The 13,743-nt window shown below is 59.6% G+C and carries 13 protein-coding genes; 5 read left to right on the top strand and 8 right to left on the bottom strand.

Features of this window, described 5'->3' with window-relative positions; genetic code table 11:
- The first annotated feature begins 48 nt into the window (after positions 1–48).
- Positions 49–945: a LysR substrate-binding domain-containing protein gene (locus tag ACXAH0_RS07160; protein WP_475184043.1), complete on the top strand. Its 897-nt coding sequence runs from the start codon at positions 49–51 to the stop codon at positions 943–945.
- Positions 946–1,209: 264 nt separating this feature from the next.
- Here the strand turns inward: ACXAH0_RS07160 and ACXAH0_RS07155 are convergent, their stop codons facing one another.
- Genes ACXAH0_RS07155 through araD form a run of 3 tightly spaced genes read right to left on the bottom strand, consistent with a single transcriptional unit; the run spans position 1,210 to position 4,584 of the window.
- Entirely contained in the window at positions 1,210–1,920 is a 711-nt protein-coding gene (locus ACXAH0_RS07155) for a ribonuclease activity regulator RraA (protein ID WP_475189951.1), read from the bottom strand.
- A 19-nt stretch (positions 1,921–1,939) separates the two neighbouring features.
- Positions 1,940–2,839, bottom strand: coding sequence for a dihydrodipicolinate synthase family protein (locus ACXAH0_RS07150; RefSeq protein ID WP_475189949.1), 900 nt, complete (start codon positions 2,837–2,839; stop codon positions 1,940–1,942).
- The gene (gene araD, locus ACXAH0_RS07145) at positions 2,839–4,584 is read right to left on the bottom strand and encodes an L-arabinonate dehydratase (protein WP_475189947.1); all 1,746 of its coding nucleotides are present in this window, start codon (positions 4,582–4,584) and stop codon (positions 2,839–2,841) included. The genes ACXAH0_RS07150 and araD overlap by 1 nt, the downstream gene beginning before the upstream one ends.
- A 225-nt stretch (positions 4,585–4,809) precedes the next feature.
- On the opposite strand from araD, the gene ACXAH0_RS07140 reads away from it, so the two are divergent.
- The 4 genes from ACXAH0_RS07140 to ACXAH0_RS07125 all read left to right on the top strand — a co-directional run bounded on the left by ACXAH0_RS07140 (position 4,810) and on the right by ACXAH0_RS07125 (position 9,296).
- Positions 4,810–5,856 carry an ABC transporter substrate-binding protein gene (locus tag ACXAH0_RS07140; RefSeq protein ID WP_475184054.1) on the top strand — a complete coding sequence of 349 codons (1,047 nt, stop codon included), beginning with the start codon at positions 4,810–4,812 and terminating at the stop codon, positions 5,854–5,856.
- A gap of 74 nt (positions 5,857–5,930) precedes the next feature.
- The gene (locus ACXAH0_RS07135) at positions 5,931–6,350 is read left to right on the top strand and encodes a tripartite tricarboxylate transporter TctB family protein (protein WP_475189945.1); all 420 of its coding nucleotides are present in this window, start codon (positions 5,931–5,933) and stop codon (positions 6,348–6,350) included.
- Between the two features lie 10 nt (positions 6,351–6,360).
- Positions 6,361–7,848 (top strand): tripartite tricarboxylate transporter permease, encoded by a 1,488-nt coding sequence (locus ACXAH0_RS07130; RefSeq protein ID WP_475189943.1) that lies wholly within the window; start codon positions 6,361–6,363, stop codon positions 7,846–7,848.
- A 410-nt stretch (positions 7,849–8,258) separates the two neighbouring features.
- Positions 8,259–9,296 carry a LacI family DNA-binding transcriptional regulator gene (locus tag ACXAH0_RS07125; protein WP_475185548.1) on the top strand — a complete coding sequence of 346 codons (1,038 nt, stop codon included), beginning with the start codon at positions 8,259–8,261 and terminating at the stop codon, positions 9,294–9,296.
- A 33-nt stretch (positions 9,297–9,329) separates the two neighbouring features.
- Here ACXAH0_RS07125 and ACXAH0_RS07120 read toward each other — a convergent pair whose 3' ends face one another.
- The 5 genes from ACXAH0_RS07120 to ACXAH0_RS07100 form a co-directional block, all read right to left on the bottom strand.
- Positions 9,330–9,605 carry a pilus assembly protein gene (locus ACXAH0_RS07120; RefSeq protein ID WP_475185551.1) on the bottom strand — a complete coding sequence of 92 codons (276 nt, stop codon included), beginning with the start codon at positions 9,603–9,605 and terminating at the stop codon, positions 9,330–9,332.
- Positions 9,586–11,076, bottom strand: a complete 1,491-nt coding sequence (locus ACXAH0_RS07115; RefSeq protein ID WP_475189942.1) for a type II and III secretion system protein family protein — start codon at positions 11,074–11,076, stop codon at positions 9,586–9,588. The genes ACXAH0_RS07120 and ACXAH0_RS07115 overlap by 20 nt, the downstream gene beginning before the upstream one ends.
- Before the next feature lie 367 nt (positions 11,077–11,443).
- The gene (locus ACXAH0_RS07110) at positions 11,444–12,085 is read right to left on the bottom strand and encodes a hypothetical protein (RefSeq protein WP_475189940.1); all 642 of its coding nucleotides are present in this window, start codon (positions 12,083–12,085) and stop codon (positions 11,444–11,446) included.
- Positions 12,086–12,166: 81 nt separating this feature from the next.
- Positions 12,167–12,673 carry a tetratricopeptide repeat protein gene (locus ACXAH0_RS07105; RefSeq protein ID WP_475185558.1) on the bottom strand — a complete coding sequence of 169 codons (507 nt, stop codon included), beginning with the start codon at positions 12,671–12,673 and terminating at the stop codon, positions 12,167–12,169.
- A 238-nt stretch (positions 12,674–12,911) separates the two neighbouring features.
- On the bottom strand, positions 12,912–13,553 hold the full coding sequence (locus tag ACXAH0_RS07100) for a TetR/AcrR family transcriptional regulator (protein WP_475185560.1): 642 nt from the start codon (positions 13,551–13,553) through the stop codon (positions 12,912–12,914).
- Between the last annotated feature and the right edge of the window lie 190 nt (positions 13,554–13,743).

Here is a 13,743-nt window from a genome sequence, read left to right as displayed (position 1 = left end):
AAACATAAGACAAATCGATTTCATCGCACAATGACATAGGCTGTAGCTATGAATTATGCTCAGATTCGCGCGTTTCATTTGACGGTTCAAGAAGGCGGTGTCGGCCGAGCCGCTGCGGCGCTCAACCTGAGTCAGCCGACAATCTCACAACATATCAAGGATTTGGAGGCACGCAGCAACGTCAAGCTGTTTCACAGGCTCGGCAAGAGGCTGGCCTTGACGGATGCAGGCCGTGACCTCCTTTCTGTAACAACTCAACTTATGACTGCATCAGAAGATGTCGATCGTATGTTGGATCGCCAGAAATTCCCGTCGACAGGCAAACTGACGATCGCCACCGACAGCGCGCGGCTTGGCGCTCAGATCGTGAAAAGGATGCTCAAACATCAGCCGGACCTGAACGTTACACTCAGGCTCACGACCATGGGCGAGATTATCAAGGGAGTCGAGGAAGGCGACTTCGATGCGGGGATTTCGGTGGATCCCCCCCTTGGTGGCGCTTCCCTTTTCATTCTGCCGATACGCTCCGATCACCTTCAGGCGGCGGTTTCGGCAAGGAACCCCTTGGCCGCCAAAGACAGCATCACACTTCAAGAACTATCGGAAGAAACGCTGATATACCGGGACAGCCGCTCCCGCACGCGCGTCCTTACCGAGCGCGCCATGTCTTTTGAAAACCTTGAACCCAAACGTGTTCTTGATTTTGGCAGCCGGGAAGTGATCCGCGAAGCCGTTGCACACGACATTGGCGTCGCTCTTTTCTCGACTCTTGACTGTCAGCCAGACAGCCGCATCCGGTTCCGGCCCGTCTCTTCCGCAAGAATGAGCATGAGTTTCGTCGAAAACGCCATCGTGCGGCGGGACAAGAAATCCCTTCCTGAAATCGCCAGTTTCCTGGAGTCGGCCAAAGCTCTCTCCGCCCCCGCTCCGGCGTCTTTTCCCTGAAGCTGGCTCAAGCCTTGCGGGAGCAGTACCGCTGGCGGTCACGCTTCAGCGCGAAAGCTGATCCCAAACATTCACTGCCGAAGCAGTACTCGGTTGTGCGAGCGGCTGTTCGAAGCCGGGCAGATCGACCTTCTCGTCAACAATACCGGGATCATCCGCCGGGCGGACGCCACCTACATTCACGGCACGGTGCTGAATGTGGATGGCGGCTGGCTGGCGCGCTCGCGGAGGGCGTGCCGCGTCGGGAAGCCGTCAATCTGTCTATCAGCGGCCGCTGGCCTTGCGCCAGGCTTCAAACGCGGTCCGGTTTTCCGCCTGCGTGCACGGGTAGAGCCCGATAATGCTCTGCCCGTCCTTGACCCGTTCGACCACGAAATCCTCATAGGCGGTCATTTCCAGAGCTTCAGCTGCCACCTCTTGTGACAAATGCGCCGGAATGACGATGACACAGTCATCATCGCCCACAATGATATCACCGGGGAACACCGGTGCATCGCCACAGCCAATCGGCTCATTCAGCGCAATGGCCTCGTTGTTGGTCAGGTTGGTGGGGGAGGATGGCCTCGTGTGGTAGGCGGGAATATTGAGACCGGCAATCACCGCCGCATCCCGGAACCCGCCATCGGTCACGACCCCGGCAACCCCGCGCACCATCAGCCGGGTGACCAGAATGTCTCCGGCAGAAGCCGCATCGGCCTGTTTGCGGCTGTCCATGACCAGAACCGCACCAGCCGGGCAGGTTTCGACGGCAACCCGCTGGGGATGTTCGGGATTGCGGAATTCAGACAGCTGGTTGCGGTCTTCGCGCGCCGGCATGTAGCGCAAGGTGAAGGCAGGCCCGACCATGTTCCGGCCCTTGCGCCCGACCGGATGCACCCCCTGGATCACCTGATGGCGCAGGCCGCGCTTGTAAAGAGCTGTTGCCAGTGTCGCAACGGAAACCTGCTCGAGTTTTGCCCGTGTATCTTCATTCATCGGCTTTCCGCTCCCACGTTCACATAAGGCCGTTTTCAGCCAGAAACTCCCGAAGCCGGGACTGCTGGCGGCTGGTCAGGGGCCAGGCGGAGGGCGGCCGGGCCGGGCCGCAATCCCGCCCCTGCAGCTGCAGCGCCGCCTTGACCCCCGTGACGTTGGTCCCGTTCATTTCCTCTGCCCGGATATCTTCGAACACCCGCATCCCCGCAATCAAACGGTTCGCCTCTTCATAATTGCCGGAAGACAGGGCCGCATGGATGGCAACGGACCGCTCTGGCCACACATTGATCAGGCCGGAAGTGAAGCCCCGTGCCCCGACCGCATAAAGGGGCGGCGCCCAGACTTCCGCCAGCCCGCCAACCCAGACGATCGACGGGTCACAGGCGGCAATTGCATCGGCCAGTTTCAGCGGATTGGGCGTTGCCCATTTGACCCCCTTGACCCCGGGCAAGTCGCAAAGCGCCTTGATCCCTTGCGTGCCTATAGTGTCGTTGCGCAGATACAGCATGACCGGAAGGCCGCCGCTTGCCGCCGACACAGCTTCCACATAGGCCACGATCCCGCGCGGAGCGACAAACGGGTCCGGCGGCTGGTGGATCATCAATGCCGCAGCCCCCGCTGCAGCCGAAGCTTCCGCCAGCTGGCAGGCATCGCGCAGACCGCGCCCGACCCCGGCCAGAACCGGCGCCCGGCCCGCGACCATGGTGCAGACCTCGCGCACCATTGTGCAGGCCTCCTCGGTGGTCAGAGCATAGAACTCACCCGTATTGCCGTTGACGACCGGAATATGCACCCCGGCGGACAAGGCCCGGTCCAGGATCGGCTGGAGCGTATTTGGAGCGATTCCGCCCTGATTGTCATAGGGCGTTACGAGAATACCGGAAATTCCGGTCAGGGCGGTCTCAAGATCGTGGGTCATCAGTAGATATCCGGTTCACCTGCAGCTTGTCCGAAGCCGCGTTCAAGGAAGTCAAAGTCACAGCCCTTGTCCGCCTGGGTCACATGTCTGGAAAACATATAGCCCCAGCCCCGCTCGAACCTGGGCGGCGGCGGCGGCAGCGCGGCCTTGCGCCGGTCCAGTTCCTCGTCATCGACCAGCATGTTCAGGCTGCGGCTGGAAATGTCGAGACGGATAAGGTCGCCGGTCTTCAACAAGGCCAGCGGTCCGCCGACATAGCTCTCAGGCGCGACATGCAACACGCAGGCGCCATAGGAGGTTCCCGACATGCGGGCGTCGGAAATGCGCAACATGTCTCGGTGCCCCTGGCGGATCAGCGCCTTGGGGATCGGCAGCATGCCCCATTCGGGAAAGCCGGGCCCACCCAGCGGCCCCGCATTGCGCAAGACCAGGACATGATCCGGGGTCACGTCCAGGGACTCATCCTCCACGGCCTGTTTCATCTCCGGATAGCTGTCAAACACAAGGGCCGGACCTTCGTGAACATGGAATTTCGGATCACAGGCCGCGGGTTTGATCACCGCGCCGTCCGGGCACAGATTGCCCCGCAAAAGCGCAAGCGACCCTTCATGATAGACCGGATTGGACAGGGGCCGGATGACATCGTCATTGTGCACCACCGCTCCTTGAATGTTTTCTCCCAGCGTCTTGCCGTTGACGGTCAGCGCCGTGATCTCAAGACGGTCTTCGATCTGTTTCATGAGCGCCCGGAGCCCGCCCGCATAGAAAAAATCTTCCATCAGGTAGTCCTTGCCCGCCGGGCGGATATTCGCCACCAGGGGAGTGACGCGCCCCAGCGCGTCCAGATCATCCAGGGTGAACGCGACCCCGGCCCGGCGGGCCATGGCAATCAGATGCACCACCGCATTGGTGGAACAGCCTGTGGCCATGGCCACAACCGCCGCATTGCGGACTGAAGCCTCCGTGATGATTTTTTCCGGGGTCAAACCGGTCCAGACCATCTCCACAATCGTGCGGCCACACGCGCTGGCCATGCGTTGATGGCCGGAATCGGCAGCCGGAATCGAGGAGGCTCCGGGCAGGGTCAGACCCATGGCGTCAGCAATCGCCGTCATGGTAGAGGCGGTGCCCATGGTCATGCAGGTGCCGACCGAGCGGGCAATCCCGCCCTGGATGCCCAGCCACTCCGCATCGGAAATGTTTCCGGCCCGCCGTTCGTCCCAGAATTTCCAGGCATCGGACCCGGAGCCTAGACTGCGCCCCGCATAGTGGCCCCGCAGCATGGGGCCGGCGGGCATGAAAATGAACGGCACCCCTGCGGTGATCGCCCCCATGACAAGGCCCGGTGTGGTTTTGTCGCACCCCCCCAGCAGCACCACCCCGTCAAGGGGATGGGAGCGGATCATTTCCTCCGTCTCCATCGCCAGCATGTTCCGGTAGAGCATGGAGGTTGGTTTGGTGAAGCTTTCATCGACCGACAACGCAGGCATTTCAACGGCAAGGCCACCTGCCTGCAACACGCCCCGGCGGACATTTTCCACCCGCTCGGGGAAATGGCCATGGCAGGAATTCAGCTCCGACCACGTGTTGAGCATGCCGATAATGGGCCGGTCCCGGAACTCGTCTTCCGAAAAACCAAGCTGCATCATGCGCGAACGGTGACCAAAGGACCGCAGGTCGTCCGGCGCAAACCACCGCGCGCTGCGCAACTCTTCCGGCGCCTTGCGTTTTCTCCCAGTCCCCATGCAGCTCTCCCATCCAATTTTTGCGCTATGTATGCGCATACATTTACGGTTGTCAACTCTCCTTGAAGCTGCATTCGTTTCTGATTTTGCTCGAATTTTTATGGCCTCTTGACAGGATGACGCCGGATATGCCAGCAAATGTATGCGCATTCATAACCATGCACAGGCGGACCAGATCCGCACTTGCCGGCCGCTTGAGGAGCGCCGGTGCAACGGGAGGAACTCATGATTTTTACTCGCAGGCTTGCCCTTGCTGCGCTTGGCGCAGCCGCCGTCACGGCCACATCCCTGACAGCCTTCGCCCAGGATCTGCCGAAAAATGTCCGTCTGGTCATCGGATCAAAGTCGACCGGCGGCGACACCTATCAGAACTCGGCCATTGTGGCAGATGCCCTTTCGGAACATCTGGGCATCAACATCAAGGTGGACGCGGTCGGCGCAACAGCCGCCTTCAAGGCCCTCAAGCGGGACAGCCGCGGCACAACACTGATGATCTTCCATGACCAGTCCTATCTGGGCGATCTATATGGCCGGGAGGGCTATGAGGATCCGTTTGCCTCCTACAAGATCGGCCCCACGGTCGCCATCAATCCGGGCAACGCCTATCTCGTTCCCAAATCGTCCAAATTCAACTCCATGGAAGACATTTTCGCCGCCGCCGAAGCGGGCGAAAAGGTCCGGGTAGCCATCCAGCCGGGGGGCGTGTCGGAAATCGGTTTTTCAGCCATGAAAAATGCAGCCAAGCTGCGCGCTCCAGGTTCGGAAAAGAACATCGTGGCCGTGAACACCGGTTCTCAGTCCGACAAGAACCAGGCCATGTGGGACGGGCTTGCCGATGTGATCAACGGGTCCATCCAGGCCAATGAGCAGTTCACCCAGTTGCCCGACGACGACCAGAAAGCCATGAAATTCGTCTGGATCACGGCCCGCCCGGCAACGCTTGAACAGGCCCCGGCCGAAGGCATGGGCAACACCACTCGGGACGCGCTGCTTCAACACGCCTCACCCAACACCCATGTGCCCCTGGATGCCAAGGGCGACTTCACCTTTGACAAGGAATTTTTCTTTCTTTTCAATCCGGAAATGGATGAGGGGATTGTCACTCAGATCAATGGCGCCTTGAGCGAGATCTTCCAGTCCGGCGAGATCCAGAAGCGGCAGAAAGCCTCCTTCTTCATTCCGAATTTCCTGCCCTCGGACGGAGCGCTGAAGCACCTTAAGGCCAAGCGCGACACCTATGAGCAGGTCCTTTCAGAGATTGCATCAGACTGATCAAGGCTGTCTTGCCCGGCGCACCGGGGCCCCCTGGCCCGGTGCGCCGGACGTGATCAGGAGAGGAGGACACAATGGGCGGCCTGACCCAGGTGACACTTGATTTTGAAACATCGCATTTGCTGTTTCCCACGCTTATTGCCATCCTTCTGGCCCTATTGGGTCTGGCCATAGCGGTGCGGGAACGCAAAAACATCCTGGCCTGCGGCCCCTATTGGGCCGGGATCTTCGCCCGGATGGACAAACCCCGCTTCTTGGGCACGCTTGTCTGCACGCTGCTTTATTTTACGCTGATGGAACCGGTGGGGAATGTCTGGCCGAATACCGGGCTAGGATTTCTGCTGTGCTCCATACCCTTTGTGTTTTGCACCGGCCTCCTGTTTCTCCATGAGCGCAATTTGCGCAACGTCTTGCCCCTTGCCGCCATCGCCCTCAGCATTCCGACCCTTGTGTGGTGGCTGTTTACCGACCTGTTTTTCCTGACCCTGCCCTGAGACCGGACACATGGACTTTTTTACTTTCGTCACGCCCCTGTTTCTGGCCCTGATTGTGGGCGGGACTTTGGTCGGTATCATTTTCGGGGCCATTCCCGGCATGACCGCCACCATGGCGGTGGCTGTCTGCCTGCCCCTGACCTATCCGCTCGGCCTGGAAAACGGGCTTGCGCTTCTGCTCGGCCTTTATGTGGGCGGCATTTCCGGCGGGCTGGTGCCCGCCATCCTGCTCAACATTCCAGGCACTCCCTCCTCCATCACCACCACGTTTGACGGCTATCCGATGACCCGGCGCGGCGAAGGTGAGCGCGCCCTGAAGATCGGCATTGTCTCGTCCCTGGTGGGCGGCCTGATCTCCCTGGCAATCCTGTTCCTGTTCGCCCCGGTTCTGGCCGATTTCGCGATCCGGTTTTCCTATGTGGAGAAATTCCTGATCATTCTGCTGGCCCTGTCCGTCATGGCCGCCCTGTCGAAAGACCTGCTGTTCGGCCTGTTTTCCGGCGTGCTTGGCATTTTTGTCAGCCTCATCGGCATGTATGACGTATCCAGCGGCGGCAACGGCAAGACCCGGCTGATCCCACCCGGCCTGGACTACTGGCTCGACAGTGGTTTTTCGTTGCTGCCGGTCCTGATCGGGCTGTTTGGCCTCACGGCCGTGCTGATGGAGGCCGAGGCCGGCATGCCGCGCGGCCTGACCAGAAACCAGCTCACGGTCGGCACACGTTCGACCTTCTCGTTTTCCGTCTTCAAGGGACAGATCGTCAATCTGATCCGCTCCTCCGGCATTGGCACCTTTGTGGGCATTCTCCCCGGCGTTGGCGGCTCCGCTGCCTCGATCCTTGCCTACACAAATGCAAAGAACTTTTCCAGGAACCGGGCCAATTTCGGCAAGGGCGAACCAGCCGGGATCATCGCCTCCGAATCCGGAAACAATGGCCTGACCGGCGGCGCCCTCGTGCCGCTTCTGTCCCTCGGCATTCCGGGCGATGCCACCACCGCGCTGCTTATCGGCGCCTTCACCCTTCAGGGCGTTCAGGTTGGCCCGCTTTTCATCGGCAACAACCCGGAAACCTGGGACGCGATGATCTTTGCAATGATGATTGCCAATCTGGCCATGTTCGCGCTGATGTTCTTTGCCATACGCTATGTGGCCCTGATCGTCACCGTGCCGAAACACATCCTGTTTCCGGTCATTTTGATGATGTGCGTCACCGGCGCCTACACCATCAATTACGGCATCATGTTCGACGTCTGGACCCTGGCCATTTTCGGCCTGTTCGGCTGGCTGGCCTTCCATCTGAAACTGGAAATCGCCCCCTTCGTCATCGGCTTCATTCTCGGCCCGTCGTCGGAAGTCTATTTTGTCAAGAGCCTGGAAGCCTTTGGCGACCTGACCATCTTCTTCACCAAAAGCTGGATCGCGGTCGTGCTGTGGATCTTGATTGCCTGCTCTCTCGCAGGGTCGCTCTATCTGTCCAGATCTGAGCGATCCTCCTGACCCGGGCCGCATACAAACTTGAACACTCAAGACCCGATTGGACGGGTTTTTCAGGATCGCCGGCAAGGAAAGGCGTGCAGGTCCGCCTGGTTGGCCGGGGCGAGCGGTGTGAGACAGCCCGGCGGGCCTGAAAAAACCACCGGAGACCACGGCATGAGAGCGTTCTGCCGCCGTGTCGCGCGTCCTGGACGATGCCCCGCATCGCCCTGTGACCCGCTCCTTGCTGAACGCTCTCAGAGCACGGTCGGATTGGGTCTTGTTTATTGAGGCAGGTACTGCGGGCACCAAGACCTCTCAAGGATCTTTCCGTTTCGTGCCGGAAGCGATATGGAACCGGGTTTATGCATGCCCTGCCCGGCTGGTCCGTTTGGGAGGCATGCTCCAAGACAGCAGGAAACCCCGGGGGCCGCATGAAAGAAGAGCAGAAGCCGAAAGCGGTCCGCAAGCCCCGGACAGCCGACCGGGTGACCATGACCACGGTCGGCAAGATCGCCGGCGTGTCCCAGGTTACGGTCTCGCGCGCGCTCAGCGAACCGGGAAAAGTCTCGCCAGAGACCCTGAGACGCATTCACGAGGCGATTGAGCAGACCGGCTTCGTACCCAATGCGATTGCCGGAGCGCTGGCCTCCCAGCGCAGCAACCTGATTTCAGCGCTGATCCCGTCGCTGACCAATGTGGTCTATTCAGCTTTTTTGAAAACCTTCAATGACCGGCTGAGGGAAGCCGGTTATCAGCTGCTGCTTTCAGAAACGGGCTTCACGCCGGATGAGGAGGAGCGGGCCATTGCAACGCACCTCTCCCGCCGCCCCGACGCCCTGCTGTTGACCGGGATATATCATTCCGCCCAATCCAGACGCATGCTGCTGGGCGCCGGCATTCCCGTGGTCGAGGTATGGGACATAACGGACACGCCCATCGATACATGCGTAGGCTTTTCCCATGTGGAGGCCAGCCACGCGGTTGCGGATTTTGTTCTTGGCCTCGGGCAAAAGCGGGCGGCAACCGTGACCGCCAATGACGAGCGCGCCCACCGGCGCCGGGACGCCTTTATCAGCCGGTTTTCAAACGACAGCACAGCGGCGGTCACGGTCCATAACTGCAAGGGCCCGGCAAGCATCGCATCGGGACGTGAAGCGCTCAGCGACCTGATCGACACACGGGATTTTACTGCAGGAGTGATTTTTTGCAGTTCGGATGTTCTGGCCCAGGGCCTCGTGATCGAAGCGCAGGCGCGCGGGATCACCATTCCGGATGATATTGCCATTGTCGGGTTTGGAGACCAGGAATTTGCCAGCCATCTTGAACCGCCCCTGACAACCGTTAGGGTCGACCGGGACCGGCTCGGCATGGAGGCGGCGGACACGATCCTCAAGCGCCTTCAGGGCCAGGACAGCACACCAGCCGTTGTCGATATCGGCTATGAAATCATCCGGCGCCGGTCTGCGTGAGCCTGCCCTGGCGCGCCCATCTCTGAGCGCAGATTATTCGCCGCTGGTGGCCCCTGAGATCACAACATCGCTGTCGCTGGGGATCACATAGCGCTCCTGTGCAGCAACGGCGGCCTGTCCGTCCTGCTCAATACGGGTGTTGTAGGCCGCCCTGGGGAACGGGTTGACGGTGTGAATGCCCATATTGGCTTCCATGGCATTGCCCGCGCCGAGGGAGGCCGTATCCCGGCGGTTCATGTAATCCGCGCAACCGGACACCAGAAGCCCCAGCGCCAGCGCGGCCAGCCGGTCAGTTCTTGGTGTAAACATAGCCATCCTCAAGTTCCAGATCGACAATATGGCCATAGGGACCGACAAGGCCCTCGCCATCCTTGTAGGTGCGCAGCATGTCCTTGTTCACTTCCAGGATGCCAAGCGCAAACAGTTCCACATCATTGCTCGGCCGGGTCCTGTCGAGCGGAGACGCCAGTGGCTGGTTCGGATTGGCCGGGCGCACCAGACGCGGGGTCACCACGATCACCAGATCGGTCTCCCGCTTCTGAAAGCTGGTGGAGCGGAACAGCGCGCCCAGAACCGGAACCTGACCGAGCCAGGGCAGCTGGCTGACATCCCGCTGGTCGACATTTTCCAGAAGACCGGCAATGGAAAAGCTCTGGCCGTCGCGCAATTCGATAACCGCCTCGGCTCTGCGCGAGGAGAAACCCGGATTGCCGTTCACATTGATCGAGCTGTCAATATCGCTGACTTCGGTCATGACACGCAAATTGATGCGGCTGCCATCCATCACGGTTGGCACAAATTCCAGCCGGACACCGAAGGGCCGGTAGTCCGTGGAGGTGGCAACGTTGCCACCATTGGTGACAGAGGTTTCGATCGGCACTTCACCGCCCACATGAAAGCGGGCCGTTTCTCCGCTGATCGTGGTCAGGTTCGGCTGCGCCAGACGGCGCACGAGACCCCGTCCTTCAAGAGCGTCAATAACTGTGTCGATGCGCAGGCCCGCGGTTTCAAGCACCTTGCCGATCAGGGTTCCGAAGGGAATAGCCCCCTGCTGGGCGACACTGGCGCCCGTGCCCAGAACCGAGATCAGACCGCCGGTGTCATCAGTTCCGACAGAGACCCGGGACCCGCTGGTGCTGACATTGCCATTGTCCGAGCGCCCAACCCAGTTGACCCCAAGATCCCGGCCAATGGAGCGGCTGGCCTCCAGCACCCTGACTTCAAGCGCAACCTGTTGAGGGCTGCGCAGGCTCATGGCGTTGATCACCGGCGCCTCTGAAAATTGCTGGGCAACTTCCAGAACCCGGCGCAGTTCCACGGCATTGTTTACGGACCCGCTCAGGCGGATCTTGTTGCCGACATTTGACACAGAGACCAGCGACGTCGGCGCCACGGCGCGGATGGCCCGGGTGACATCTTCAAAATCAAGCTGAACGCGGACTTCAATAACGCCCAGGAGGGTCTTGGACGCATCATAGATCGAGATATTGGTCAGGCCCGGTTCCTTGCCCTGAATGTAAAGCACCTGCTCGGACAGGGGCACAATGTCCGCCGTTTCCGGATTGCCCACAACAAGGTCGGAGAACTTCCTGTTGGTGCGTACGGTTCGGGTGGTGCCGGGCGGCATGGTGATCCTGGACACGCTGCCGCCATTAACCACAAGGGTCATCTCGTCGACCTGAGCGGCGGCCTCGTCCAGCCCTGTCAGGGCCAGGGGCAGCATCAGGATCAAAACTGTCAGAAACGACAGGCGTTTCCGGTTCGGCAGTGTCTGCGGCATTCGCAAAATCCATAATTACGTTAGGTCAAGATAAACCGCTCCCCTTCGTAGAATTCACTAAGAGCTCGGAGAATCCACCACCCGATGTGAAATAATTCTAGGATCATGACGATTAACACGCCGTGAAAAAAACCTTAAAATCGATGGTTATTGATTGGTTGTTACATGACACGGGCGTGTTTTTGCCTAGACTTGAATGCATTCATCCAAATCAGGACAAAATTCAACCGAAGAACACGCTTTGATTGAACCGGCAAGGAAACAGCAAGACAGGCTTTAGACATGGCCCTGAAGAGGGAGCCAAGTCATCGGTCAAATGTTCTGTCTGTCTGAAAGACCCCGAAACAAAATCGCCCTGCCGGAAAGATCACTCTGCGGCAGACGACCGTTTTTCGTAGCGTACCTTGCCATCCGGCGTCACGATCCTGCGGAACAGGGAGGCGCCCTGTGCCTGCGGCACCGGCTGACGCGACACGGTCACCCGGGGGGTGGGCGCCGCGCGGGCCAGTTCGAACCGGCTGGCACCATTGGCCGCAAGCTCCGGCGAGAACATCATCTGCGCCGTGGCCGGATGGAAGAAGTCGATATTGCTGTCGACCACGGTCTTCAGCCGGTCGACCTGCACCTCCGTGCCCACATCGGACTGGATCAGCCGCACCCCGGACTGGATCTGACTGATACGCTGGTCCAGCCGGGACAGCCGGTTCTGGATGCCGCTGTTCATGAGGTCCATATTGCCGGAGATCCGGGTTTCGAATTGCTGCAGGCCGTCGATCTGCTGGCGGATCCGGCTCAGCTCCGAGGTCGCCGACCAGGAAAAGAACAGGCCCACAAACAACAGGACCGCCACAGCGACGGAGACCGTATTGAGCGCGAGCAGGATCTTGATGTTCCGCTGAAGGATCGCTGCGGTGGACGGTGCCCCAACTTCGGGTGCGGCCGCTTCGGTTTCCGACGGGCCCCGGACGTTCAGAGCCTGTGCGTCTGTGCCTTGTTCAGATCCATTCACGTTGCCGGCCCTTCCTGGGAAGGAGGCGGGCGTCTGGGAAGGAAACGATACGGCTTTAGCAAGTCTGGCGTTCACAACCCGTCACCCGCGATTGGTAAAGGATACACTGTTGCGCAGCAGTTCCAAATTGTTTGCCGTCGTCTGGTTTTCCGGGTCGATGTCATAGGCCTTCAGGAAATAGCGCCGCGCCGGCACGAGTTTGCCGCGCAGAAGATAGGAATAGCCCACATTGTTGAGATATTCCGGCCGGTTCGGGATCATCCGGGCCAGGCGTTTGTAACCGACATCCGCATTGTCGAAACGTCCGATCATATCCGCCGAAGCCGAATAGCCCAGCCAGGCCACCGGGTCCTTAGGGTTCACCTCAACCGCGCGCTTGTAGATCGAATAAGCCTTGCCGTAGTTCTTTGCCTTGAACTGGATCTTGGCCTTGGTCAGCAATTGGTCATCGCGGTAATAGGCAACCTTGGATATGTCGTCATTCGCGGCGGCCGTGTCTCCGAAAGCCGACAGGCTCGCCACATCCCCAGACTGGCATCCTGCCAGAACAAACGCACAAAGTGCCAAAGCAGAGAACTGTCTACGCACACACATCGTCTCTAACCCACGCCGTTCTATTCTATTCGGGGCCAACCCGCGCGATCGCACATCCGCATTCTGCGCAGGTCATTCCCCCGTTACTCAATCAGACGGTATGCACTTTAGAGACTTATTCAAAATTATTGGTTAAGAGCGAAAAATTACCTTACTTAAAAAATATTCTCAAAAATTTACTTTTCATAAAGCATAGTTTTACTTAAAACCTCAGCCTAACCCCTGAACAGGGTCAGGCATTGAGAGCGTCAATGTCATAGACAAGCCGCATGGTTTTCCGGCCCCAGTCGAGCACCTTCTGGCGTTCTGCATGATCGCCGACCTGCGCGGCCGTCGCCAGACACCCCACCATGACGTGGTGCTGCAAGACTGCCAGAACCTCGGTCTGGCTGTCAGGGACCTTTCTGCCGAATTTTCTCTGAAACGCAGTAAGGCGCTCAAACACCTCGCGCTGGTGCTCCGCCTCCAGGGCCACCAGCTCAACCGTGCTGCCCATGGCACGCAGCAATTGCCAGTGTCCCTGGGAGTTGATGCTGTCATCCCGCGACAGGCAGTCAAACACCGCATCGGACAGCTCATGAAGCTTTTCCGTGCCATCAAAGCGGGCCCCGGCTTCATCTATCAGATCGACGGTCTGCTGCAGCCATTGACTGAACAGCTCATAGAAAATCGCCTCTTTGTTGGGAAAGAACTGATAGAGTGAGCCAATACTGATCTTCGCCCGTTTGGCAATCTCATTGGTGGTGATCTTGTCGGCCGGGCCGTCCTTCAGCATGTCCAGAACCGTATCCAGAATCCGCTGTACCTTGGCCTTCGACCGTTCCTGCTGCGCCACCTTGCGTTTGGAAACGGTCCTTACATCTGCCGCAGACACGTCTGCTGCCTCCCTCACCTCAAGCGCCCTGCGTCCCGGGCATTTTCCATACGAAAGACAGTCAGAAGGCGCCCCCGCCTGACGGCCGCAAGGTCCGCCCGGAACAGGCACTGCAACCGTAGCGCAGCCCATTCTCAGATTACAAACCTGCGTGGGGGTAGCATCTTGCCCGGCCTCCATGCAAGCGGGC

The sequence above is a fragment of the Roseibium sp. AWQ4_290 genome (assembly GCF_056160985.1).
The sequence above is the reverse complement of the archived record's forward strand: the minus strand, read 5'-3'. Positions and strand labels throughout refer to the sequence as shown.